This is a genomic window from Streptomyces sp. NPDC039424, from assembly GCF_055639495.1.
Map to the genome: position 1 here is coordinate 165996 of NZ_JBVKAI010000002.1, position 24589 is coordinate 190584.

The following is a 24589-nucleotide window of genomic DNA, read 5'->3' on the forward strand; positions in this document are numbered from 1 at the left end:
GACTGTTCAGGGCGAGGTTTCCTCCCCGACGGCCGTTGCCTCGTCCCCCGCCGCCTGCGCCTCGGCCGGGCGGTCGAGCTCCCACAGCACCAGGCCGAGGCTGTCCAAGGAGTCCGCGAGGTGCGGCCGGTGATCGGGGTCGGTCTCGGCCAGGTCACGGTAGAGGGCCACGGCCTCCCGGAGCGGCGGCAGCGCCTCGGCCGGGCGGTCCAACTCCCACAGCGCGCAGCCGACGCTGTCCAGGGCGCCGGCGAGATCGGGGCGGTGATCGGGGTCGGCCTCGGCCAAGTCACGGTAGAGGGCGACGGCTTCCTGAAGCGGGGGCAGCGCCTCGGCCGGGCGGTCCAGTCGCCACAGCATCAGGCCGAGGCTGTCCAGGGAGTCGGCGAGATCGGGGCGGTGATCGGGGTCGGCCGCGGCCAGGTCACGGTAGAGGGCCACGGCCTCCCGCAGCGGCGGCAGCGCCTCGGCCAGGCGGTCCAACTCCCCCAGCACAAGACCGACACTGTCCAGCGAGCCGGCGAGATCGGGGCGGTAGCGGTCGGGGTCGTCCTCGGACAGACCGCGGTAGAGGGCGACGGCTTCCTGAAGCGGGGGCAGCGCCTCGGCCCAGCGGTCGAGCCCCCACAGCACCAGCCCGAGGCTGTCCAGGGAATCGGCGAGGTTCGGGCGGTGATCGGGATCGGCCGCGGCCAGGTCACGGTGGAGGGCGACGGCCTCCCGCAGCGGTGGCAGCGCCTCGGTGCGACGCCAACGTCTTCGCTCCATGACTCACCGCTCCCCCGGCTGAGCTGCTGTTATAGCCGGGGAGTACAGGAACCACCTCGGCCGCGGGCCACCGAAGTCGGCCTCCTGGCCATCGTCGGACGGTGCGGCGGTCCTCGGCAACCGCGCGAACCGAGTACGAGGTCAACCGCTGTCGACCGACCACGACAGAAGCCCACGGCATCTGAACTGGTCAGAGCCGTGGGCTTGTTCTGTCTTACTGGTCGGCCTGCGGGAGGCTCAGTAGACCGGCTTCTGCGGTTCGATCTGGTTGACCCAGCCGATCACGCCGCCGCCGACGTGCACGGCGTCCGCGAAGCCCGCGGACTTCAGCACGGCGAGGACCTCCGCGCTGCGGACACCCGTCTTGCAGTGCAGGACGATCTTCTTGTCCTGCGGGAGGCTCTCCAGGGCGGTGCCCATGAGGAACTCGTTCTTCGGGATCAGCTTGGCGCCCGGGATGGAGACGATCTCGTACTCGTTGATCTCGCGGACGTCGATGATCTCGATGTTCTCGCCGTCGTCGATCCACTCCTTGAGCTGCTTGGGAGTGATCGTGGAGCCGGCCGCCGCCTCCTGGGCCTCCTCGGACACGACGCCGCAGAAGGCCTCGTAGTCGATGAGCTCGGTGACGGTCGGGTTCTCGCCGCAGACCGCGCAGTTCGGGTCCTTGCGGACCTTGACCTGGCGGTACTGCATCTCCAGGGCGTCGTAGATCATCAGGCGGCCGACCAGCGGCTCACCGGTGCCGGTGAGGACCTTGATCGCCTCGGTGACCTGGATGGAGCCGATGGACGCGCACAGCACGCCCAGGACGCCGCCCTCGGCGCAGGAGGGGACCATGCCGGGGGGCGGGGGCTCCGGGTAGAGGCAGCGGTAGCAGGGGCCGTGCTCGGACCAGAAGACCGAGGCCTGGCCGTCGAAGCGGTAGATCGAACCCCACACGTACGGCTTGTTCAGCAGCACGCACGCGTCGTTGACCAGGTAGCGGGTCGCGAAGTTGTCCGTGCCGTCGACGATCAGGTCGTACTGGCTGAAGATGTCCATCACGTTGTCGGCCTCGAGCCGCTCTTCGTGGAGGACCACGTTCACGTACGGGTTGATGCCGAGGACGGAGTCGCGCGCGGACGCGGCCTTGGAGCGGCCGATGTCCGACTGGCTGTGGATGATCTGGCGCTGCAGGTTCGACTCGTCGACCTCGTCGAACTCCACGATGCCGAGCGTGCCGACGCCCGCGGCGGCCAGGTACATCAGCGCCGGCGAGCCCAGGCCGCCGGCGCCCACACAGAGCACCTTGGCGTTCTTCAGCCGCTTCTGCCCGTCCATCCCCACGTCGGGGATGATCAGGTGGCGGGAGTACCTGCGGACCTCGTCTACGGTGAGCTCGGGGGCCGGCTCGACCAGGGGTGGCAGCGACACGGGGACTCCGTTGGTCGGTCAATCACTACAGTTGTTCTCCCCGTAACACTGCCACGGCCTTCTTCATTCCGAGACACCCGTTCCGACCCGCGAGACGATTTCGTCCCAGTAGCCGGGCATGGCCTCCCAGGGATCGGCTCGGCCGCCGCGGTCCGTGCGGTCGGTGAGCCAGATGGTCGCCGCGCCCTGCCAGCGGGCGATGCGTAGCGCCTCGTCGAGATGGCCGCGGGGCACGCCGTGCACGAAGTGGCAGAAGCGGTCGGGCGGGTAGTCGGCGGTCCACTCGGCGACCTGCGACCAGCGGTAGTCGCTCCAGGAGCCGGAGAAGGTCACCAACTGGTCGGCGCTCTCGGCGTAGCCCGGACAGGGGTGGGTGCCGTGGCCGAGGACGATGTGGGCGCCGTCGCGGATCGCGCGGAGGGTGGTGACGGTGCGGCGGACCCCGCCGAGGGCGGTGCGTTCGGCGGGGCAGCGGTCCAGCAGGAAGCCGTCGACCTGGTACCAGTCGAGGAAGCGGTGCGCGTCGGAGAGCAGCTCGCCGAACGGGCGGAGGCCGTGGGCCGCGTCCACGTGACCGAGGACGCGGACGCCCGCGTTGCGCAGCCGGCCGGCCGCCTGCAGACAGTGCGGGTCGGGTCGGGTACCGGGGCCTTCGGCGACGTTCAGGGCGACCCAGTGCAGGGGCGCCCCGGGACGGGTGAGTCCGGCCCACTCGGTCGCGGCGACGAGGGGGTGGGCGAAGCCCGGCACGCCGAAGCCGGTGTGTACGCCGGTACTCGCGGTGCCCGCCTTGGTACTGGTCAGATACGGCATGCCGCCTCCATCCAGATGTCGGCCAGGGACTCCTCGAGGTTGATCCGGGGCCGCCAGCCGAGCCGGTCGCGGGCGGTGCGCACGTCGGCCTGCTGCCAGCTGCCGCAGCCGTCCGGGTACGGATACGCGACCGGGGCCCCGTGGTCGGTGTCGGAGCGGGGGTGGCCGATGGCGGCCCGCAGCGGCCCGGGAGGTCCGTCGAGTTCGTGCAGGGCGCCGCCGTACCCCGCCACACGGGCGAGGACGGTGGCGGCGTCCCTCAGGCGCACGGCGCGGCCCGAGCCGATGTTGATGACGCCCTGTGCTGCGGAGAGGGAGGCGGCGTGCACGGCGCGGGCGACATCGCGTACGTCGACGAAGTCGCGCTGGACGCCGAGCCCGCCGAGCTTTAGCTCGCCGTCGCCGGACTGCATGGCGCGGCGCATCGCCTCGGCGAGGCGGCCGAGCGGGGAGCCGGCCGGGGTGCCGGGGCCGGCGGGCGAGAAGACGCGGAGCACGACGGCGTCGAGGCCTGAGCCGAGGACCAGTTCGGTGCCCGCGAGCTTGCTGACGCCGTACGGGCCGCCGGGCCGGGGTACGGCGTCCTCGGCCGTGGAGGATCCGGGCTGGCTCGGGCCGTACTCGGAGCCGCAGCCGATCTGCACCAGCCGGGCGCCGCAGCCGCTGCGGCGCAGGGCCTCGCAGACGGTGGCGACGGCGACGGTGTTGTGCCGGGTGAGCTCGCGGGCGCCGCCGCGGGTGGTGCCCGCGCAGTTGATGACGACGCCCGGGTGGACCGCGTCGAGGAAGCGGGTCAGGGCGCCGGGGCTGCCGGTCGCCAGGTCGAAGCGGACGTCGGCGTCGTCGCCGCGGCCGAGTGCGGTGAGCTGGACGGCCGGGTCGGCGAGCAGGCGGTCGGCGACGAAGCGGCCGAGGTAGCCGTTGGCTCCGATCAGCAGGACTCTCATCGCGCGGCTCCCGGGGTGGGTGCTCCGGTGGCTCCGGATGCTCCGGGTCGGGAGGTGGTCATCTGGTGTTCTCCTTCAAAGGGGTGGTGCGGTTGCCTCCGGCGAGGGGCCGGGCGCCTGCGGCTGGGTGAAGCTCCGGGGTGGCCTGCGGGGCGGCCTTCGTGGCGGGGGGAGCCGCTCGTTGGTGCGTCACGTCCGGTCTCCCGGCCGGTCTTCCGTCGGCGCGTGGGCGGAGGCCCGGGTCAGGGTGCGGCCGGCGTGGATCAGGAGGGCCAGGGCCGCGGTCGCGCAGGCGAGGGTGGGGACGCTGCCCGGGCCCCAGGTGTCCACGAGCGACCGGACCGGGGTGGCCAGGAAGGCCCATCCGGGCAGGCGGCCCCCGAGGACCAGGGCCAGGGCCGCCGCCTCGCTCGCGCACGCGGCGGCCAGGACGACTGCCGGGGCGTGGCGGTGCTGGTAGACGGTGAGGAGGCGGGCGAGCAGGAGGAGGGCGCCCAGGGTGAGGGCCTGGGGGTAGGCCGCGGGCTCGTGCAGGGCCGCGCCGCACAGGGCGAGCAGGCCCGTGAGGGCGCCGAGGAACAGGGCGACGGCGCCGAACAGCACCGGTTGCGTGGCGGCGGAGAACTCCTCCAGGCCGCGGCTGACCGCCAGTTTGCGGCGGGCCCGGGCGGCGAAGAGATGGGCGCACCAGGCCGCCGGGGCGCAGGCCAGGGTGAGGGCCAGCACGGGCGCGGTGGCCAGGGGCCAGAGGGCGTCACCCGCGGTGACGGTCGGCAGGTCGTCGGGGCCGCCGTCCAGGGTGGCGCGGAGCAGGCCGTCGCCGAGGAGGGCGTAACCGAGCAGCCAGATGGTCCAGGCGCGCGTGCGGGTCGTCCTGCGCCAGGCGCGGGTGCCGTCCGGTGCGCTCAGCGGGCCCCGGCGCAGTGCCGCGCGCAGGGCGAGGGCGACGGCGAGGAGACCGCAGGCGGCGATGAGCAGACGGGGCCGGCCGTGGGTGTGGTGCAGGCCGGTCACGACCGCCGCTCCGAGAGCGCCGGGCAGGAGGGTGAGCAGGGCCCAGCCGAGGCGGCCCCGGGGAGGGGCGGTGGTGTCGGTGGCCGGGAGGGGGGCGCCGTCGCTGGACACGCGCGCGAACATCTCCTCGGCGAGCGAGAAGACGTCGCGGTGGCGGAAGCGTGCGGCGGTCCGGTCGGTGACGCCGTGTGCCTCGAGGCCCGCCGCGATCTCCAAGGGGTCCACGGCGCGCTCGCACAGCTCGCGGTGACGGTGTATCAGCGCCTTCACGGGGTCGACGGCACCTCTGCGCGCGGTGGGTCTGCGGGTGCTGCCGGTTTCCGCGGCGGTGCCGCCGCTCGCCCGCGCCGGCGGCTCGGCGTCGGTGTCGGCGGCTGGGGTGAGCGGACCGCCGAGGGCCTCCGGCTCAGGCCCCTGCCCCGCTCCCTGCTTCCGCCGTTCCCCCGCCTCGTCCGGTAACTTCCCTCGCGTGTCCCACCTGCTGGGGCCGCCGGAGGGTTCGGGGCGGTTCAGTTCGCCGAGGTCGCTCATCGTGCCGCCTCCGTCGCCGCCATCGGGGTGGCCGGTGCCGGTGCGCCGGTCGCCCAGCCGGGGCCGTCCTGCCCGGGGACGCGGGCCCCGGACCCGGTCCAGCCGCCGGGGACGTGGGCCTCGGCCGGGACGGCGAACGGGAGGGGCTCGCCGGTCTCGCCGAGGACGACGCGCCGCACGGGACAGCGCGAGACGATCTCCAGGTAAATGCCGTGAAACGCCGCGATGTTCTGCTCGACGGTGAACAGTTCGAGCGCCCGGGCGCGTGCCGCGGCGCCCAGGCGCGCACGGCGCTCGGGGTCGCGCAGCAGCGCCACGCACGCCTCGGCGAGCGCCCGCGGATTGCGCGGAGGGACGACCAGTCCCGTGCCGCCGACCGCCTCGACCACCGCGCCGACGTCCGTGGACACCGTGGCACGGCCGCAGAACATGGCCTCGACCAGGCTGATCGGGAAGCCCTCGACGACGCTGGACAGGACGACGACGGCGCCCGCCGCGTAGGCGTCGGCGAGGGTCGGGACCTCCGGGTCGCCGATCTCCTCGAAGGAGACCGGGTTCTCGCCGACCGCGTGCACGCCCTCCGCCTCGTCCGGGAAGAGCTGCGCGGCCAGCGCCTTGCAGTGGCCCAGGTACGCCTGGTTCTCGGGGCCGGTCGCCGCGCCCACGATGCGCAGCCGTGCCTTGGGCTCGCTCCTGCGGATCTCGGCGAAGGCGTGCAGCAGCGACATCAGGTCCTTGGCGGGCTCCACCCGGCCGACCCACACCAGCGTGTCCGGGTCGGCGTGGTCCGGGGACTCGCCGATCTCCGTGAAGCGGGACGCCTCCATGCCCGGGTGGACGGTGCGGATCCTGGCGCGGTCCGCGCCGCAGCGTTCCTGCCAGCGGCGGGCGTGCGCGTTGCCGGGGGTGATGATCGCCGCCCCTCGGTAGACCTCGGCGGCGAGGCGGCCGTGGAAGGCGGCGAGCAGGGCCCGTACGGCCGGGGACGCGGTGTCGGGGCCGGAGGCCAGGTAGTGGGAGCGCAGCTGTACGCCGTACTCGGTGACCAGCAGCGGCACTCCGCAGAAGTGACCGGCGAGGAGTCCGGCCAGGGCCGCCGGGCCGCCGCTCGTCGCGTGGCACAGGTCGGCCGAGCCCAGGCTGTCGTCCTCGTACCAGTCGAGGGAGAGGGGGCGCAGAGCGCGTTCGAGGTGTGCGGCGACGGTGAGCAGCTCGGGGACGCGGGCCTCGCGCGCCGCTCGCCGGGCGCCGGGCGCGTGGCAGGCGCGCTCCAGTGCGCGTACGGCGGTTTCGGAGCGCAGCGCGCCGGGCAGCCCGCCCTCGTCGCGCGCCAGTTCAGCGAGTCCGTACAGCGCGTTGCCGAAACGGTCCGCCTGATCGTCCGGTTCCACGCAGACCGCCCGCGCGAGGTCGCCGTAGCACTCGGCGAAGCGCCGACGCGCACGCCGTCCGTGTGGGACCCCGTCGTCCTCGGCGGTCCACAAGGGCGCGGTGCGCACCCGGCTGACCTGCGGCGGAAGCGGGATCCAGCCCTCGTCCTCCTGTTGCCGGGAACGGCTGAGCGCGTAGATGTCGAACTCGTGCTGCCCGAGCCCCCGCACGAGCCGGTCGCACCACAGTCTGGCGTCACCGCTCACATACGGGTAGCCGCCCTCTGTCAGCAGTCCGATGCGCACGTGTGCACCCCCGATCTCCCTTCTGGGGAGCCGCCGTTGTCCAGGCGGCTCGCAGCGGGACGAACGTATGCGGACAAGCCGGTGGCGCGACGGACGGTTGTCCATCGCGCCACCAAAAGGGGTGAACGGTCGTAACTTTCCCGTGCGGGTCGCGTTCTGTCGCGCTAGGAGATCACGCAGACGCGTTCGGTCACGCCACCGCCGGCTCCCGGCGGGCGGCCCGCCGCTCGGCCGCGACCTCGGGATCGAGGGCGGGCACGGCGGCCAGCAGCTGCCGGGTGTACGGGTCCCGCGGGTTGTCGTACACCTCGTCGGCGGGCCCGAACTCCACGATCCGCCCGCGGCGCATCACCGCGACCCGGTCGCTGACCTGCCGTACCACGGCGAGGTCGTGCGCGACGAAGACCAGCGCGATTCCGAGTTCGCGCTGCAACTCGCCGAGCAGGGCGACGACCTGGGCCTGGGTGGTGACGTCGAGGGCGGAGACGGGCTCGTCGCAGACGATGACGCGCGGGTCGGCCGCGAGCGCCCGTGCGATGCCCACGCGCTGGCGCTGTCCGCCGCTGAACTCGTGCGGGTAACGGTCGTAGTGCGCCCCTTCGAGCCCCACGCGCTCCAGCAGTTCCCGTACGCGCTCCCGGATGCGGCCCTCTTCCCGCTCCCCCCGCGCGCGCAGCGGGTCGGCGATGGACTCCCCCACGCTGCGGCGGGGGTTGAGTGAGGAGACGGGGTCCTGGAAGACCATCTGCACGGCCGGGTTCACACCGGTGTGGGCGCGGCCGTCGTGGCGGACCTCTCCGGCCGTCGGCTCCAGCAGGCCAACCAGCATGCGTCCCAGGGTCGTCTTGCCGCTGCCGCTCTCGCCCACGACGCCGAGGGTCTCGCCCCGGCGGACGGTCAGCGACACGTCGTCGACGGCCGCGAACCTCCGCTTGCCGCGTCCGAACTCGCGGCGCAGACCGGTCGCCTCCAGGACGACCTCCTCGGCCGCTCGCGAGGCCCCCCGCGAGTCCGCCCGCGAGACGGCGCGCGGCGCGTCCACGCGCGGGACCGCACCGAGCAGTTCGCGGGTGTACGGCTCGGCGGGCGCCCCCAGGACCGTGGCGACCGGCCCCTGCTCCACCGCCTTGCCGTGCCGCATGACCAGCACCTCGTCGACGCTCTCGGCGGCGACGCCGACGTCGTGGGTGACGAGCAGCAGGCCCATGCCGGTCTCCTCGCGCAGCGTGTGCAGCAGGTCGAGGATCTGGGCCTGCACGGTCACGTCCAGCGCGGTGGTCGGCTCGTCGGCGATGAGCAAGTCCGGCTCGCACGCCAGCGCCATGGCGATCAGGGCGCGCTGGCGCATGCCGCCGCTGAACTCGTGCGGGCGCGCACGGGACCGTCGTACCGCGTCCGCAATTCCCACCCGGTCCAGCACTTCGATGGCACGCGCGCGTGCCGCCCGCCGTGAGGCGCGCGTGTGCACGCGGTACACCTCGGCGATCTGGTCGCCGATCGCGTAGTACGGGTCGAGGGAGGACAGCGGGTCCTGGAAGACCATGGCGGCCTTCGCGCCGCGCAGCCGCCGCAGTTCCTCGTCCGTGGCCCGCTGCACGTCGGTGCCGGCCACCCGGACCGAACCGCCGACCCGGGCTCCCGTGCCCCGGTGCAGGCCCAGCAGGGCGCCGGCGACCGTGGACTTGCCGGAGCCGGACTCGCCGACCAGGGCGAGGGCGGCGCCCGGTTCGAGGCGGAACGACAGCCCGTCCACGGCCCGCAGGGTCCCGAACCCGACGGTCAGGTCCGTCACTTCCACCAGGCTCATACGAGCACCACCCGTCGGTCGGCCACCGCGTACAGCACGTCCGCGACGGCGTTGGCGAGGACCACGAAGAAGCCCATGACCAGGACCATCCCGACGACCACCGGCAGGTCGACGACCTTCACGGCGTGCACCATTTCCTGGCCGATGCCGGGCAGGCCGAACAGGGTCTCGGTGAGGACCGCACCGCCGACGGCGGAGCCGAAGGTGACGGCGTTCAGCGCGATGACGGACGCCACCGCTCCGCGCACCGCGTGCCGCGCGATGACGGAGCGCTCGCCGACGCCGTAGGCCCGGAAGGTGCGGATGTGGTCCTCGGCCAGTGTCTCCAGCATCGACGCCCTGGTCAGGCGGGCGAAGTAGGCCGCCTCGACGAGGGCGAGGGAGAGCCAGGGCAGCAGCAGGTTCCACGCCCACTGCTCGGGGTCGTCGGTGAACTTCACGTACTGCGGGAAGGGCAGCAGTTGCAGTTCGCCGCAGACGACGATCATCAGGATCAGACCAATGACGAAGACGGGCGTGGCCATGCCCGCGAGGGTGATCGCGGTCAGGACGCGCTCGGTGGGCCGGCCGCGCCGCCAGGCGGACAGCACGCCGGTGCCGATGCCGAGCACCAGCCAGATCACCATCGCGCCGAACACCAGCGAGAGGCTGACCGGCAGCTTGGCCAGGATGATCTCGGTGACCTGCTGGTCGCTCTGGTACGACAGACCGAGGCAGGGCGCCGGGCAGTGGTCGACGGCGGTGCCGGTCGAGTAGTCCTGGCCCACGAAGAGGCCTTGCAGGAAGTGCCCGTAGCGCACGTAGATCGGGTCGTCGAGGTGGAGCTGCTGGGCCACCTGCTGCACCTGGGCGGGCGAGCAGCGCGGGCCGCAGGTGATCTGGGCGACGTCGCCGGGTGCGACGTAGAAGACCACGTAGATGATCACCGACAGCGCGAACAACGTGACGACCGCGCCGACGACGCGGCGCAGCACGAAGCCGGTCATGCCGGGTCCTCCTTCCGTGTGGCCGTCTCCGCCTTGGCCTCGCGCTTGCGTCCCGTTCCGACGCGCAGGCGCGAGGCCGCGCGCGGGTCGAGGGCGACGCGCACGCCGTCACCGATGACGGTCAGCGCGAACACGGTCACGAACAGGGCCCCGGCGGGCAGCAACAAGTACTGCGGGGCCGCCTGGTACCAGACGTCGGCGGAGGTGAGCATCTGTCCCCAGGAGGGCGTCGGCGGCTTCACACCGACGCCGAGGAAGGAGAGTGCCGCCTCGACGCTGATGTTCTGCGGCACGAGGAGCGCGGAGTAGGTGATGACGGGCGCGGCGAGTCCGGGCAGGAGTTCGCGGCGGGCGATCCGCCAGGTACCCCAGCCGCTGAGCCGGGCGGCGGCGACGTAGTCGAGCCCCTTGAGGGTGAGCGTCTGGGCGCGCACCATCTTCGCCATCGAGCCCCAGCCGGAGACCAGGCCGACGATGAGCGCGACGAGCACGGGCCGCGGGAAGCTGCCCGGGACGATCGACAGCAGCGCGAGCGCCATGATCATCAGCGGCATGGAGATGAAGACGTCGGTGATCCGGCTGAGGACCAGGTCCACCCAGCGGTTGCCCAGCCCGGCCGCGACGCCCATGAGGACGCCGAGCACGACCTGGATCACCAGGGCGGCGAGGGCCACGCCCAGCGACACCCGCGCCCCGTACACCAGCCGCGCGAACAGGTCGCGCCCGGTCTGCGGTTCGACGCCGAGCCAGTGGTCGGCGCTGATGCCGCCGAACGAGCCGACGGGCACGCCGCCGCGCGCGGAGTCGATGAGGGAGGGGTGGTACGTGGTGGGGTCCTGGCCCTCGATCGCGGTGAGCAGCGGCGCGGCGAGCGCGACCAGGACGAGCAGCGCGACGACGACCGCCGCGACGAGGGCGGCGCGCTGCGCCCGCAGCCGCCGCCAGAACTGACGGGCCCCCGAGGCCGCCGGGACGGAGAGGTCCGTCCCGGCGGCCTGAGAGGCGACAAGTGCCTCGCTCACGGCGCTACTTCACCGCGACCTGCGAGATGTCCAGAACACCGGTCCAGTCGCTGATCACGATGTTCTTGACGTCCTTGCCGTACAGGCGCTTGTAGACGGGGTGGAACAGCGGCACGGTCAGCGCCTGCTCGCCGATCTTCTTGTCCAGCTCGCCCCACCGCTTGGCGGCGGCGTCGAGGTCCGTCAGCTTGTTGATCGCGTCGATCTCGGCATTGACCGACTTGTCGTTCAGCAGGCCGGTGTTGAAGTTCGCGCCGTCCTTGACGATCTGCCGGCCGTCGAAGATCGGGGCGAGGAAGGGGCCGCCGGAGGGCCAGTCGGCACCCCAGTGGGCGAGGAAGAAACCGGGCTCGGTCTTCACCTTGTGGATCTTGTCCCGGTAGTCGTTGTCCTCCAGGCCCTGCAGCTTGACCGTGATGCCGGCCTTCTTGAGGGCGTCCTGGATCGCGGTCGCGATCTCCGGGCTGGTCTCGAAGTCCTTGCTGTTGGAGTGGGTCAGCGTGATGGTGAGCCCGTTCTTGTACCCGGCCTCCTTCAGCAGCTCCTTGGCCTTGGCCGCGTTGCCGGTCTTGCCGGCCGGGAAGTGGTCGTACGGCGTGTAGCCGAAGGACTTCTGGTCGGGCAGATAGGTGGTCGCGGGCTCGGCCAGCGCCGAACCGCCCGCCGCGTTGATCACGGACGACCGGTCGATGGCGTACGAGATCGCCTGCCGCACCTTGATGTCGTTGAACGGCTTGACCGTCGGGTTGAACGCGATGTAGTTCGTGTAGCCGAAGTGGCCGGTGCCCACGCGCGCGGCCAGCTGCTTGTCGCCGCTCACCTTGGCGAGTTCGGCCGGACCGAGGTTGGTGTCGGTGGTGACCGCGGCGGCGTCCGCGCCCTGGGACGCGGAGAGCCGCTGGTTGATCACGGAGGAGTCGAGGCCGGAGCGCACGTCGACCGTGTCCGGGTAGGCCTTGCGCTCGGCGTCGACGGCCGTCGACCAGTACGTGTTGCGCTTCAGGACGACGTGCTCGCCGTCGTTCTCGTTCTTGACGACCTTGTACGGGCCGGACGAGACCGGGTGCTCCTCGTACTTGGTGCCCGTGTCCTTGCCCTTGGGGACGGGCGTGAACTGCGTCTGGGTGGCCAGGTAGGGGAACTCGCCCTCGGGCTTGTTCAGATGGAAGACGATCGTCCGGCTGTCCGGCGTCTCGATGGCCGAGAGGCCCTTCTTGTCCTTGTACGGCCCCTGGTAGTCCGCCGCGCCGACCAGCCAGTCCCTCAGATAGGGCGCCCCGCCGGAGAGTTCGGGGGCGAAGGAGCGCTCGATGCCGTACTTGATGTCGGCCGAGGTGATCGCGGTGCCGTCCTCGTACTTGAGGCCCTTCTTCAGGGTGTACGTCCACACGGTCGCGTCCTTGTTCGGGCGCCCGGTGTCGGTGGCCAGGTCGGGGACGACCTCGGCGCCGGCCGCGCCGTTCTCCCGGTTGCGGGTGGTGAGCGTACGGAAGACGAGGGAGGGGACGTTGCCGCCGCCGGAGGTGTAGAGGCGGGCGGGGTCGAAGTCCTGCTGCGGATCGGTGTTGAGGACCGTGAGGGTGCCGCCCTTGTGCGGCGTGGAGTCACTGCCGGAGGCCTTGGCATCGTTGTCCTTCGGCCCGCAGGCGGCGGCGCCCGCTGCCACGACCAGGCTGACGGATGCCGCGGCCACGCGGCGGGCTCTGACGGACGGTTGACGCATCGGAATGACGACCTCTCGGTTGGCTTCTCCACTGCCTCTCGAATGGCGAGACAGATGGACGAGGAGTGAGACGAAAATGAACAGACGTCTGCCCCGGCGCCGGGTCGTCGAAAAACCGTGAACGAATCACGGAGAAGGTGGTGCCAAGTCGCGACGCGAACGCCAGGGGCGGCGTCAGCGACAGTGGATGTCGGCCACGCAGAGCGCGGTCACACCGATGAGCGCCAGCTCGATGGCGGCGCTGCTGTCGACGGCATGACTAGACCACATGCGCAGAAATATGAACGAACATTCGGCGCGTGTCAATGTGACGTGAGCGCCACCCGTCAACTCCCGGGGTACGGCCAGGCGTTGGGCAGGCAGTGGATCCCGTCGTGGTCGAGGAACTTGGTCTGCTGCTGCATCACCGGGGCGAGCTCGCCGTCCTTGTCGCAGGTGACATGGCCGTAGCCGAGACGGTGGCCCACCTCGTGGTTGATGAGCATCTGACGGTAGGCGTGGATCTTGTCCCCGTAGGTCTTCGAGCCCTGCGCCCAGCGATAGGCGTTGATCATCACGCGTTCGGTGGCGGCCGAGTCGCAGGACACGTTGTCCTCGGTGGTGTCCAGGCCGGACTTGGCGCACCACTCGGCGGTGGTACCGGGGCTGGCCAGCGTGATCACGAAGTCGGGCTTGCCGGAGTAGACGCGCTCGAAGGTACGGGCGCCGTTGTGGGCCCAGCTGCGGTCGTCGTTCAGCGTCTTCTGCACGGCCTCGGCGAAGAGCTCGCCGTCCAGGCCGAGTCCCTGCTCCACGTCCACGCGGTAGGTGTACTTCCGCCCCTTGCCGGGCGCCTTGTCCAGACCAGGGACCGCGTCGAACTTCCCCGAGCCCTTGAGCGTGGCGCTGAGCGGGTATTTCACGCCCATCTTCTGCTGGTACGTCAGCGTCGCCACGCTCGGGGACCCGGAGGGAGCCGACCGGTCGCCCCCGCGCGAGGCGGAGTCGCGGGCGTCACGGGCGCCGTCGGCGGCGGACTGGGACTGTACGGCGCCGCCGTCGTGGTCGTCGGCGACCTGCCCGGCCACGATCACCGCGAGCACGGTGGTGACGGCGGCGGCCGCGATACCGGTGAACGCCCGCCCCTTGCCCCCCTTGGCCTGCGCGGTCTCGCCCGCCGGGGGTGCGTCGTCGTCCGCGCCGGCGGTCTCGGGTGCCTGTCCGGGCGCGGGAACGGACGACTGCGCGCGCTGCGCGCCGGGCCCGGGCCGGGGGGCGAAGACGTCCGCGTCCTCGCCGAAGGCGTCCAGGTACTCCCGCCGCGGCCCAGCGGGACCCCCCTGCCGCTGCCGCGGCACGACGGTCCCGGGCCCCGCCGCACCCGCGCCGGTCCGGCCGCCTTCACCCCGCCCCGCGAACTCGCCCCAGCCGCCACCGGCTTCCCGCTGCTCGGGGTGGCCGCCTCGGGCTCGGGGAACGCCGTGGGCCGGGGTGCCGTCGGCGGTGCGGGGCACACCACCGGCCGGAGCGCCACCGGCCCTACGCGGCGCACCCTGTGCGGGCGGGCCGTCGGCCATGCGTGGCACACCGTGGGCGGGTGTTCCCTCGGACGAACGCGGGACCCCATGAGCCGGGGTCCCGTCAGTGAAGCGCGGCATACCGGGAACGGGTGTCCCCTCAGGGAGGCGCGAAACGCCCCTGGCAGGCGTGCCGTCCGGCCGACGCACGCCCCCTTGCGCCGGAGCCGCACCTTGAAAGCGCGGCACACCGTGAGCAGGCGTGCCGTCAGGAAAACGTGGCATCCCACGAACCGGCGCCCCGTCAGGAAAGCCCTGTGCCGCGCGAGTCGGGCCGCTCTCCGGCCCCCGCGGCATCCCGTACCCCGGTCCGCCGCCCATCGGTGGCCGGCGCTGCCCGGGCACCGGTGCGGGAGCGGGCTCCTGCCGGTCCTGTGCGGGCCTGGGTCCGTCGGAGGTCTGTGATCCGCGTCCGGCGGACGCGTCCGCGGAGTCGCCCTTGCGGGCCGGTCCGCGGCGGCTGTGGCGTCCCACGTCGCGCCTCAGCCTCCCGCACTCATGGTGGCGGAGTCGCCCTCGCCCACCCCACCGGAAGCCGAAACCCCCGAGCCCGAAGCGGCGCCGGCGGCGCCACCTCTCACCAGTCCCAACTCCCCGGCCTCGGCGAGAAGTTCCCGGAACGCCCCGGCCACCGTCTCCGGATACTCCATCATCGCCACGTGCCCGGCGTCCGGCAGGGACAGCAGACGGGAGTCGCGGAAGGAACGGGCCGCCTTCTGGGCCATGCGGTAGCCGACCAGCTGGTCACGGCCGCCGTAGATCAGGAGTGTCGGGGCGAGGACGCGCTCGGCCTGGCGCCAGAGGCTGTGCTGGCCGCCGAGTGTGTAGGCATTGACGATCCCGCGCGCGGAACGCGTCATGGCGTCCCAGAAGTACGGCAGCCGCAGCCGCCGCTCCAGTTCCTCCACGGCGTGCCCGAAGGCCTCGGCCGACACCCGCCCGGGGTCTCCGTAGCACAGGGCCGTGACGCCCCGGACGCGCTGCTCGGCCGTCCACTCCTTGGTGAACCGGGTGAAGAGCGCGGCCACGCCGGGCACACCCAGCAGCGCCGTCGGCACCGCCGACCGCTGCACGCGCAGCTCGGGCAGCGCGGGCGAGACCAGGGTGAGCGTCCTTACGAGATCGGGCCGCACGGCGGACACGCGGGTGGCGACGGCGCCGCCCAGGGAGTTCCCGAAGAGGTGCACCGGGCCGCGCCCGGCCGCGTCGAGATAACGGATCACCGCGCGCGCGTGCCCGGTGACGGAGTAGTCGCCGTCGTCCGGCGGCGGGGAGTCCCCGAAGCCCGGCAGGTCGACCGCCTCGCTGTCGACCACGCCCTCGAGCTCCCGCATCAGCGCCGACCAGTTCTGCGAGGAACCGCCGAGCCCGTGGACGTACAGCGCGGGCGGCAGCCCCTCGCGCGCGGGTGGTCTCGTCCGGACCGTCAGCGTGGCCCCCGGCAGCGCCACCGACCTCAGCCGCTCACCCTCCGCGACCCTGACGGGCGACACCCTCGGAAGGACGCTCGCGGCCGAAACGGACGGCAACTCGGTCGAAGACATGCGGCAATGTTACGAGACGATCACGCAGTGGCTCATGTGTTCGCCGTCACAGGGCGCGGCCGTTCCCCACCGCTGAGCCCGTGGTGAACCGTGCGGCGATCGGGGGCACACGGCATAGCGTCCACATCGGGTGTCTCCTAGGCTCGTACAGAGGGCACCCGCATGTGGCCCCTGCTTCTCCCAGGGACGTTCGTAGGAAGGGAGCCCACCATGGCCTATGACCCCACCGATCCCGAAGCGTTCGAGGAACTCGAAGACGACGACGTCACGGAGATCGACGTCGAGGCCCCCGAGGGCGACGCCGCCGAGCAGCACGCGGACGTCACCCCGGACCGCGACGACCCCCTCACCGAGCTGGACCCGGACCGCGCGAACGAGGCGGACCTCGTCGAACAGGCGCGCGTCGTCTCCCTGGACGAGGACGACTACCGCTGACCGCGCGGCGGCCACCCCCGGCCGGGGCGCGACGCCCTGCCTTGATTTGCGCTTGTCCTGCGGCTTTCGTCCCCGTCCGGTACGTGAAATTCTGCGCTCGCACCGCGCACAGCACGGTTACCGAAAAGTACGATGGCCGCGCGGCGCACACCGCATGTGGACGTGATTTTGGAGGCGGCGTGACAGCCATCGAGCAGACAGAGGCGGCACGCCCGCGGGGCACTCGCCTGCCGCGCCGTGCCCGCCGGAACCAGCTCCTGGGCGCCGCCCAGGAAGTCTTCGTGGCCCAGGGGTACCACGCGGCCGCCATGGACGACATCGCCGAGCGCGCCGGGGTCAGCAAGCCGGTGCTCTACCAGCACTTCCCGGGCAAGCTCGACCTCTACCTCGCCCTGCTGGACCAGCACTGCGAGTCGCTGATCCAGGCGGTACGGCACGCGCTGGCCTCGACGAACGACAACAAGCAGCGCGTCCGGGCGACGATGGACGCGTACTTCGCGTACGTGGAGGACGACGGCGGCGCCTTCCGCCTGGTCTTCGAGTCCGACCTGACGAACGAGCCCGCGGTGCGCGAGCGCGTCGACAAGGTCACGACCGAGTGCGCCGAGGCGATCTGCGACGTGATCGCCGAGGACACGGGCCTGTCGCGGGCCGAGTCGATGCTGCTGGCCTCCGGCCTCGGCGGCCTCGCCCAGGTCGTCGCGCGCTCCTGGCTGCACAGCGACCGCAGCGTCCCGCGCGACCAGGCGGTGCAGCTGCTGACCTCGCTGGCCTGGCGGGGCATCGCGGGCTTCCCGCTGCACGGCACCGAGCACCACTGATCGCGCCGTGCGCCCCCGGCTGTTCGCTCCTGGCGTTCTCCGGCGGAACGTGTACGTCGCCTCACCGGGCTAATGTGTGCTGGGTACGGCGCGGAAGGCCGCGCACTCACTGACCGTCGGAGGGACATAGCCGTGGAGGTCAAGATCGGCGTGCAGCACGCGCCCCGCGAGATCGTTCTGGAGAGCGGTCAGAGCGCGGAGGAGGTCGAGCGCGTGGTGGCCGAGGCACTGGCCGGGAAGTCGCAGCTGCTGAGCCTGGAGGACGAGAAGGGCCGCAAGGTCCTGGTCCCGGCGGACCGCCTGGCATACGTCGAGCTCGGCGAGCCCGCGGTCCGCAAGGTGGGTTTCGGCCCGCTGTAGTCCGTACGCGGGAGACGTCGCACGCACAGCGAAGGGGCCCGGTGGCGATACAGCCGCCGGGCCCCTTCGCCGTCACCGGCCGGACCCCTTCACCACATGCGCGGACGGCCTCCACACGGGGAACACAAGCGACCCACAGGGAGGATTGCATTCCGCAGGTCACGGGTATGACGGGCTACGACCGTGAAGCGCCGGCCGGCCATGTGGGAGGGAACCCCGTCATGATCCTGGAAGCACTCGGCTCCGCCCTGCTCGGTCTGATGCTGGCCTGGGCCGCGGTGCACCGGCTGGAACACCGGCTGCCCACCCGCGCCCTGGTGTTCTGCACGGGCGTCGCCGGAGCCCTCTTCGGTGACTTCGTCACGCACAGCGCGCTGGGCCCCGGCTCCGTCCTGCCGAGCCTGCTCGGCGCGGCCGTCGTCTCCGCCGCCTCGCTCTCCCTGCTGCTGCGCCCGGCGGGCCGCCTGCGCCGACGATCGGCGACGGCGTAGCCGTCACCGACAGCCGGAAACCACCCGCACGCGGCGCTACGCCGCCAGGCCCAGCGCGGCCATCCGCTTGGTGTGGGCCTCGGTGATGCGGGAGAACATCTTGCCGACCTCGGCGAGGTCGAAGCCGTCCGCGACGCCGCCGACGAGCATCGTGGACAGCGCGTCCCGGTCGGCGACGACCCGCTGGGACTGCGACAGGGCCTCGCCCATCAGACGCCGCGCCCACAGAGCGAGCCTGCCGCCCACACGCGGGTCCGCGTCGATGGCGGCGCGCACCTTCTCGACGGCGAAACCGGCGTGCCCGGTGTCGTCGAGGACGGCCAGCACGAGCTCGCGGGTGTCGGAGTCGAGGCGGGCCGCGACCTCCCGGTAGAAGTCGCTGGCGATCGAGTCGCCGACGTACGCCTTGACCAGGCCCTCCAGCCAGTCCGAGGGCGCGGTCTGCTTGTGGAAGCCGTCGAGTGCCGCGACGAACGGCTCCATCGCCGGGGTCGGCTCCGCGCCGATCTCGGTGAGCCGGTCCCGCAGCCGCTCGAAGTGGTGGAACTCCGCCGACGCCATCTTCGCCAGCTCCGCCTTGTCCTCCAGCGTGGGCGCCAGTTTGGCGTCCTCCGCGAGCCGCTCGAACGCCGCGAGCTCCCCGTAGGCGAGCGCGCCGAGCAGGTCCACGACCGCGGCACGGTACTGCGGGTCGGTGGACGCCTTGGCCCAGTCCTGGGCGGCGACGCCGGTGTGTTCGGCGGTGGCGTTGTGAGGCTTGTCAGAGCTCGTCATGCAGCGCACAATAACCCGCTCTCCGCCCGGAGGAAGCCCCTGGTCAACCACTGTGATGACGACGACGTGACCAAATCGGCCATCACATATGCACGATTCCGGGGTATGGTGGTAATGCGCCTGCTGGTACGCCGACGTAATTCGACGTGCCTCGACAGGCCGCACGCATGAGGATGCCCGGTCGGTGGCCCGATCGGCTCCGACCCGACAGCCCTCCCGGCCGTACAGCAATACGCGTACGACAACCGGAGGGACACCTCAGCGGCAAGAGCGCTAGAGCGTTGGCAGAGGTCCCGTGCCATACGGCCCGCCCGTACGGCGGCCGACGTCCCCGGCACGGTCCGACACGACCCCCGCGCTCGCCTCGCGCCGCATACACAGAAGAGGCAGCACCCTGACTACGACGTTTCGAGAACTCGGAATCTTTCCCGAGACCGCCGAGGCCCTGGAGGCCGTCGGCATCATCACTCCCTTCCCCATCCAGGAGATGACGCTTCCCGTGGCCCTCTCGGGCACGGACGTCATCGGCCAGGCCAAGACCGGCACCGGCAAGACGCTGGGCTTCGGCCTCCCGCTCCTCGAGCGCGTGACCGTCCCCGCCGACGTCGAGGCGGGCCGCGCTCGGCCCGAGGCCCTCACCGACGCCCCGCAGGCGCTCGTCGTCGTCCCCACGCGCGAGCTGTGCACGCAGGTCACCAACGACCTGCTGACCGCGGGCAAGGTGCGCAACGTGCGCGTCACCGCGATCTACGGCGGCCGGGCCTACGAGCCCCAGGTCGAGGCCCTGAAGAAGGGCGTCGACGTGGTCGTCGGCACCCCGGGCCGCCTGCTGGACCTGGCCGGCCAGAAGAAGCTGGACCTGAAGCACATCAAGAGCCTGGTCCTCGACGAGGCCGACGAGATGCTCGACCTGGGCTTCCTGCCCGACGTCGAGAAGATCATCAACATGCTTCCGGCCAAGCGCCAGACGATGCTGTTCTCGGCCACCATGCCCGGCGCGGTCATCGGTCTCGCGCGCCGGTACATGTCCCAGCCCACCCACATCCGCGCCACCGCGCCGGACGACGAGGGCGCGACGGTCGCGAACATCAAGCAGTTCATCTACCGCGCGCACTCCATGGACAAGCCGGAGATGATCGCCCGCATCCTGCAGGCCGACGGCCGCGGGCTGGCGATGATCTTCTGCCGTACCAAGCGCACGGCGGCCGACATCGCCGAGCAGCTGCAGCGCCGCGGGTTCGCCTCCGGCGCGGTCCACGGCGACCTCGGCCAGGGCGCCCGCGAGCAGGCGCTGCGCGCCTTCCGCAACGGCAAGGTGGACGTCCTCGTCTGCACCGACGTCGCCGCGCGCGGCATCGACGTCGAGGGCGTCACCCACGTCATCAACTACCAGTCGCCCGAGGACGAGAAGACGTACCTGCACCGCGTCGGCCGGACGGGCCGCGCGGGCGCCAAGGGTACGGCGATCACGTTCGTCGACTGGGACGACATCCCGCGCTGGCAGCTGATCAACAAGGCGCTGGAGCTGGACTTCAACGATCCGGTGGAGACGTACTCGAGCTCTCCGCACCTGTTCTCGGACCTCGGCATCCCCGAGGGCACCAAGGGCACCCTGCCGCGCTCGGAGCGTACGCGCGCCGGGCTGGCCGCGGAGGAGCTGGAGGACCTGGGCGAGACCGGTGGCCGCGGTGCGCGCGGTCGCGGTGGCCGGGGCGGTCGCGGTGACTCCCGTGGCGCCGAGGCCCGGACCACCGAGCGCGAGCGCCCGGAGCGTACGCCGCGCCGTCGCCGTCGTATGCGTGGCGGGAACCCGCTGGAATCCGCGCCCGGCGCGGCGCCGGTCGAGTCCGCGTCGCCGGCCGCCGAGGCCGTCGCGGCGGAGGAGACCGCCGCACCCCGCACGCTGCGCCGCCGTCGCCGTACGCGCGGCGGGGCACCGGCGGAGGCGGTGGCGGCCGTCGAGCCCACGGTGACCGAGGCCGCACCGGCCGCGGAGACCGCCGTGGCGACGGCGGAGGGCGAGGCCACGGCCGACGCCACCGAGAAGCCGCGCCGCCGCCGCACCCGCAAGTCGGCGGAGCCCGCCGCGGCACCGGCGGAGGCCGCGCCCACGGCCGAGGCCGAGGTGGCTGCCGCCCCGGAGGCCCCGGAAGAGAAGCCGCGCCGCCGCACCCGCAAGACGGCGGCTGCCGCCGAGACGGCGGTCGACACGGCCGAGGCCGCCGAGGCCAAGCCGCGCCGCACCCGCAAGACCGCGGCCCCCGCCGAGGCGGCGGTCGACACGGCCGAGGCCGCCGAGGCCAAGCCCCGCCGCACCCGCAAGACCGCCGCAGCGGCCCCCGCCGAGGCAGCGGTCGACACCGCCGAGGCCACGGAAGCCAAGCCCAGGGTCCGCCGCACCCGCAAGACCGCGGCGGCCGTCACCGAGGCACCGGCCACGGAGTCCACGGAGGCGGAAGCCGAGGCCAAGCCGAAGGCTCGTCGCACCCGCAAGACGGCGGCCGCCGCCGAGACGGCGGTCGACACGGCCGAGGCCACCGAGGCCAAGCCCCGCCGCACCCGCAAGACCGCGGCCACCGCGGACGCGCCGGAGTCGGTCGACGCCGAGGTCAAGCCCAGGGCGCGCCGCACCCGCAAGGTCGCCGAGGCTGCGGTCGACACCGCCGAAGCCGCCGAGGCCAAGCCGCGCCGCACCCGCAAGACCGCGGCCACGGCCCCCGCCGAGGCGGCGGTCGACACGGCCGAGGCCGCCGAGGCCAAGCCCCGCCGCACCCGCAAGCCCGCCGCAGCGGCCCCCGCCGAGGCAGCGGTCGACACCGCCGAGGCCACCGAGGCCAAGCCCAGGGTCCGCCGCACCCGCAAGGCCGTCGCCGAAATTCCGGCGCAGGCCAGCGAGGAGCCGGAGGTCAAGCCCAGGGCGCGCCGGACGCGCAAGGCGGCCGAGGCGCCGGTCGACACGGCCCAGGCCGCGGAGACCAAGCCCCGCCGCACCCGCAAGGCGGCGGCGGCCGTGGAGGCCACGGAGGCCTGATCCGGCACCCGGAGCGACCGCTCACGCGACGCAACACCCCGACGGCCCGGCCCACCTCGTGTGGACCGGGCCGTCGGCGTCCGGCCGCTCCCGATAGCCTCTGCTCATGAGCAGGCCTCCCACCTTCGTCCCGCCCCCCGGCGCCCGCGCCTACGCGTTGCGCACCGCGCGCGGTGAGTTCGCCGTCGTCGACGCGCCCGTGGCCGCCGGTGTCGAGCCCAAGGGGGTCGCGCTGCTGGTGCCCGGATTCACGGGCAGCAAGGAGGACTTCAACCCGCTGCACGTGCCGCTCGCGGAGCGCGGCTACCGGACGGTCGCCGTGGACGGGCGCGGGCAGTACGAGTCGGACGGGCCCGAGGCGGACGAATCGGCCTACGCGCAGGAGGAGTTGGCGCGGGACGTGCTGGCCCAGGCGGAGGCGCTCGGCACGCCGGTGCACCTGCTGGGGCACTCTCTGGGCGGGCAGATCTCCCGCGCGGCCGTGCTCCTCGACCGCTCCCCCTTCCGCTCGCTCACCCTGATGGCCTCGGGACCGGCCCAGATCTCCGTCTCCCAGCAGCAACGCGTGAAGCTGCTGCGGGACGCGCTGGCCGTGATGACGATGGCCGAGGTGTGGGAGGCCATCCAGGCCATGGAGCCGCCCGAGGAGACCTCCACCGGCGAGCTCGACGGCGGCCTCGACGACCGGGAGGACCTGCGGCGCCGCTGGCTGGGCAACAAGCCCGCCCAACTCCTCGCCACCGGCCGCCAGTTGTGCACCGAGCCGGACCGCGTCGCCGAACTGGCCGCCGTTCCGCTGCCCTTCCATGTGCTGTCCGGCGCGCTCGACGACACCTGGCCGCTGCCGCTCCTCGACGAGATGGCGGCCCGGCTGCGGGCCCGCCGCACGGTCATCGAGGGCGCGGAGCACTCCCCCAACACCGACCGGCCACTCGCCACGGCCCGCGCCGTCGCCGACTTCTGGGACAGGTCTTAGTACTGCGTCTGCAAGTGCTCCCAGAACCCGTCCCGCAACGCCCGCCGCAAATCCGCCTGGCCGCGCAGGGAGTACTGGAGCAGGCCCTCGGCCTCGACGAGGAGGTCCTGGTCGACGGAGCCGGGCAGGTAGGGGTGTCCGGGGAGCAACTCCACCAGGGCCTCCCGGCCCCGGGCGGCGAGCCACTTCGCCGCGATCTGGGCGCCGACGAAGCGGACGTCCTCGCGGGCGGGCCGGGCCGCGCCGGTCGCGTCGTAGGGGAGGGCGGTGCGCCGGGAGACGTACGGCTTGAAGAACTCGAGGTCGAAGGTGCGCTGGCTGTCGACCTCCCAGAGCAGCGGTTCGGCCTGGTTGCGTCCCTCGGGGGCCTCGATGCCCCAGAGGTGGACGCGGGCGCCGTACCCCTGCGCCGCCTCCACCGCCGACACCAGGTCCTCGTCGCCGCCGAGGAGGGCCGCGTCGCTGATCGCGCGGTGGCGGGCGAGGGACTCCAGGTCGGAGCGGATGAGTGAGTCGACGCCCTTCTGCTGGTTGTTGGCGTTGAGGTTGCCCAGGCGGACCTTGACGTCGGGGAGTTCGGCGATGGACTGCTGCTCGGCGGTGTGGATGCGGCGCCGGGCGCCGTCGTACCAGTAGACCCGCAGCAGCCTGCTGTCCGCGAAGATGGTGCGGGCGCGGTCGATCAGCGCGTCGATCAGGCCCTCGGCGTCGAGGTCGAAGGCGCGCCGGTCCTCGGTCCCGGCCACCAGCCTGCCCGCGGCCGCGTAGAGGTACCCCGCGTCGACGAAGATCGCATGGGTCGAGGGCGTCTTCGCCACTTCGGCGAGCATGCGCTGAAGCAGCTCGTTCGTGCGGTCGATGCGGGCTTGCAGGGCCGCGAGGTCGTCGTTCATCGACTCCATTGTCCCGGCGGTCACGCTGCGAACACAACTGGTCCCGGTCAGTCTCACAAAGACCTCTTACCGGTCAGTAATTAGTCGTTCGAAAAATTTCTTTAGCGTAGGGAATGTTTGTAACACGCAGCCCGTTGAATACGTATGTCACGACGACACCAGTAGTTCTCCTCAGGAGGATGACCAGACGAAGGGAGAAGCCAGTGCGCTTCGAGATCATGCGACTCGACGAGGTCGACGGCACCACCGTGGACAGCACCGTCGTGGACGCCGCCTCCGTCAACCGGATCGTTCAGCAGGCCGCCGCAATCGGGCAGCGACTGTGGATCCGGCCGGCCGAAGCCCCGGCCTCGTAACACTCAAGCTTTCCGGGGGAGCCGAGACCGCGTCTCAGCTCCCCCGGATCACCTGAGTGACACCGTTGATGATCTGCTGCACCGCGATCGCCGAGAGCATCATGCCCGCGAGCCGCGTCACCAGCACCACACCGCCGTCCTTGATGACCCGGATGATCAGCAGCGAGTAGCGCATCACCAGCCACAGCACGACATGGATCGCGAGGATCGCGGACCACACCGATACCTGCGTGGCGACACTGCCGGCCTTCTGCACGGCCAGGATCACGGACACGATGGCCCCCGGGCCCGCCAGCAGCGGCATGCCCAGCGGTACGAGGGCGACGTTGACGTCCTTGGTCTGCTTGGGCTCGTCCGTCTTGCCGGTGAGCAGATCGAGCGCGATCAGCAGGAGCAGCAGCCCGCCCGCGATCATCAGCGCGGGGACGGAGACGTGCAGGTAGTTCAGGATCTGGTGCCCGAGGACGCCGAACACGGCGATGACGCCGCCGGCGACGCAGACGGCCTGGAACGCCATCCGCTTCTGCACCTTGGCGGGGCGTCCGGCGGTGAGCGCCAGGAAGATCGGGGTGATCCCGGGGGGATCCATGATGACAAAAAGGGTGAGGAACAGGGAGCCGAAGACGGCGACGTCGAACATGGGTGAGTA

Annotated in this window: 23 protein-coding genes; 7 read left to right on the plus strand and 16 right to left on the minus strand. The window is 72.3% G+C overall.

What is annotated here, in order from left to right; translation table 11 throughout:
• Window positions 1-6: 6 nt before the first annotated feature.
• From ACZ7L0_RS05575 to ACZ7L0_RS05635, 13 genes are all read right to left on the minus strand, one after another.
• On the minus strand, window positions 7-768 hold the full coding sequence (locus ACZ7L0_RS05575) for a tetratricopeptide repeat protein (RefSeq protein WP_471241124.1): 762 nt from the start codon (window positions 766-768) through the stop codon (window positions 7-9).
• A 237-nt stretch (window positions 769-1005) separates the two neighbouring features.
• On the minus strand, window positions 1006-2184 hold the full coding sequence (gene moeZ / locus ACZ7L0_RS05580) for an adenylyltransferase/sulfurtransferase MoeZ (protein ID WP_471241125.1): 1179 nt from the start codon (window positions 2182-2184) through the stop codon (window positions 1006-1008).
• A 63-nt stretch (window positions 2185-2247) separates the two neighbouring features.
• The gene (locus ACZ7L0_RS05585) at window positions 2248-2997 is read right to left on the minus strand and encodes a spherulation-specific family 4 protein (RefSeq protein ID WP_471241126.1); all 750 of its coding nucleotides are present in this window, start codon (window positions 2995-2997) and stop codon (window positions 2248-2250) included.
• A complete protein-coding gene (locus ACZ7L0_RS05590; protein WP_471241127.1) occupies window positions 2985-3944 on the minus strand; it encodes an NAD-dependent epimerase/dehydratase family protein in 960 nt (319 codons plus the stop codon). Before ACZ7L0_RS05590 ends, ACZ7L0_RS05585 begins: the two co-directional genes overlap by 13 nt.
• A gap of 189 nt (window positions 3945-4133) precedes the next feature.
• Window positions 4134-5489, minus strand: coding sequence for a hypothetical protein (locus ACZ7L0_RS05595; protein ID WP_471241128.1), 1356 nt, complete (start codon window positions 5487-5489; stop codon window positions 4134-4136).
• A complete protein-coding gene (gene pelF, locus ACZ7L0_RS05600) occupies window positions 5486-7165 on the minus strand; it encodes a GT4 family glycosyltransferase PelF (RefSeq protein ID WP_471241129.1) in 1680 nt (559 codons plus the stop codon). Before pelF ends, ACZ7L0_RS05595 begins: the two co-directional genes overlap by 4 nt.
• Window positions 7166-7355: 190 nt before the next feature.
• Entirely contained in the window at window positions 7356-8972 is a 1617-nt protein-coding gene (locus tag ACZ7L0_RS05605; protein WP_471241130.1) for a dipeptide ABC transporter ATP-binding protein, read from the minus strand.
• The gene (locus ACZ7L0_RS05610; protein WP_471241131.1) at window positions 8969-9958 is read right to left on the minus strand and encodes an ABC transporter permease; all 990 of its coding nucleotides are present in this window, start codon (window positions 9956-9958) and stop codon (window positions 8969-8971) included. The genes ACZ7L0_RS05605 and ACZ7L0_RS05610 overlap by 4 nt, the downstream gene beginning before the upstream one ends.
• Window positions 9955-10980: an ABC transporter permease gene (locus ACZ7L0_RS05615; RefSeq protein ID WP_471241132.1), complete on the minus strand. Its 1026-nt coding sequence runs from the start codon at window positions 10978-10980 to the stop codon at window positions 9955-9957. The genes ACZ7L0_RS05610 and ACZ7L0_RS05615 overlap by 4 nt, the downstream gene beginning before the upstream one ends.
• A 4-nt stretch (window positions 10981-10984) precedes the next feature.
• Window positions 10985-12703, minus strand: a complete 1719-nt coding sequence (locus ACZ7L0_RS05620) for an ABC transporter substrate-binding protein (RefSeq protein ID WP_471241133.1) — start codon at window positions 12701-12703, stop codon at window positions 10985-10987.
• Between the two features lie 174 nt (window positions 12704-12877).
• Entirely contained in the window at window positions 12878-12973 is a 96-nt protein-coding gene (locus ACZ7L0_RS05625; RefSeq protein ID WP_338058722.1) for an Ms4533A family Cys-rich leader peptide, read from the minus strand.
• A 56-nt stretch (window positions 12974-13029) separates the two neighbouring features.
• A complete protein-coding gene (locus ACZ7L0_RS05630; protein WP_471241134.1) occupies window positions 13030-14733 on the minus strand; it encodes a DUF3152 domain-containing protein in 1704 nt (567 codons plus the stop codon).
• Window positions 14734-14741: 8 nt separating this feature from the next.
• A complete protein-coding gene (locus ACZ7L0_RS05635) occupies window positions 14742-15803 on the minus strand; it encodes an alpha/beta fold hydrolase (protein WP_471241135.1) in 1062 nt (353 codons plus the stop codon).
• 210 nt (window positions 15804-16013) lie between these two features.
• Between ACZ7L0_RS05635 and ACZ7L0_RS05640 the strand changes: the two genes are divergently transcribed.
• The 4 genes from ACZ7L0_RS05640 (at window position 16014) to ACZ7L0_RS05655 (ending at window position 17910) form a co-directional block, all read left to right on the plus strand.
• Entirely contained in the window at window positions 16014-16238 is a 225-nt protein-coding gene (locus tag ACZ7L0_RS05640; RefSeq protein ID WP_471241136.1) for a hypothetical protein, read from the plus strand.
• Between the two features lie 179 nt (window positions 16239-16417).
• Window positions 16418-17059 (plus strand): TetR/AcrR family transcriptional regulator, encoded by a 642-nt coding sequence (locus tag ACZ7L0_RS05645; RefSeq protein ID WP_471241137.1) that lies wholly within the window; start codon window positions 16418-16420, stop codon window positions 17057-17059.
• A 132-nt stretch (window positions 17060-17191) separates the two neighbouring features.
• Window positions 17192-17419 (plus strand): DUF3107 domain-containing protein, encoded by a 228-nt coding sequence (locus ACZ7L0_RS05650; protein ID WP_471241138.1) that lies wholly within the window; start codon window positions 17192-17194, stop codon window positions 17417-17419.
• Window positions 17420-17640: 221 nt separating this feature from the next.
• Entirely contained in the window at window positions 17641-17910 is a 270-nt protein-coding gene (locus ACZ7L0_RS05655) for a hypothetical protein (RefSeq protein ID WP_471241139.1), read from the plus strand.
• A 36-nt stretch (window positions 17911-17946) separates the two neighbouring features.
• On the opposite strand, the gene ACZ7L0_RS05660 is transcribed toward ACZ7L0_RS05655, so the two are convergent.
• Complete coding sequence (locus ACZ7L0_RS05660) at window positions 17947-18684, minus strand: ferritin-like domain-containing protein (RefSeq protein ID WP_471241140.1); 738 nt, start codon at window positions 18682-18684, stop codon at window positions 17947-17949.
• Between the two features lie 487 nt (window positions 18685-19171).
• Here ACZ7L0_RS05660 and ACZ7L0_RS05665 point away from each other — a divergent pair, with 487 nt between their 5' ends.
• On the plus strand, window positions 19172-21715 hold the full coding sequence (locus ACZ7L0_RS05665; RefSeq protein ID WP_471241141.1) for a DEAD/DEAH box helicase: 2544 nt from the start codon (window positions 19172-19174) through the stop codon (window positions 21713-21715).
• 106 nt (window positions 21716-21821) lie between these two features.
• Window positions 21822-22691, plus strand: a complete 870-nt coding sequence (locus tag ACZ7L0_RS05670) for an alpha/beta fold hydrolase (RefSeq protein WP_471241142.1) — start codon at window positions 21822-21824, stop codon at window positions 22689-22691.
• Here the strand turns inward: ACZ7L0_RS05670 and ACZ7L0_RS05675 are convergent.
• Window positions 22688-23593 (minus strand): NYN domain-containing protein, encoded by a 906-nt coding sequence (locus tag ACZ7L0_RS05675; protein ID WP_471241592.1) that lies wholly within the window; start codon window positions 23591-23593, stop codon window positions 22688-22690. The genes ACZ7L0_RS05670 and ACZ7L0_RS05675 overlap by 4 nt on opposite strands.
• A 194-nt stretch (window positions 23594-23787) precedes the next feature.
• On the opposite strand from ACZ7L0_RS05675, the gene ACZ7L0_RS05680 reads away from it, so the two are divergent.
• Window positions 23788-23940: a hypothetical protein gene (locus ACZ7L0_RS05680; protein ID WP_471241143.1), complete on the plus strand. Its 153-nt coding sequence runs from the start codon at window positions 23788-23790 to the stop codon at window positions 23938-23940.
• A 34-nt stretch (window positions 23941-23974) separates the two neighbouring features.
• Here ACZ7L0_RS05680 and ACZ7L0_RS05685 read toward each other — a convergent pair whose 3' ends face one another.
• The gene (locus ACZ7L0_RS05685; protein ID WP_067005960.1) at window positions 23975-24580 is read right to left on the minus strand and encodes a MarC family protein; all 606 of its coding nucleotides are present in this window, start codon (window positions 24578-24580) and stop codon (window positions 23975-23977) included.
• Between the last annotated feature and the right edge of the window lie 9 nt (window positions 24581-24589).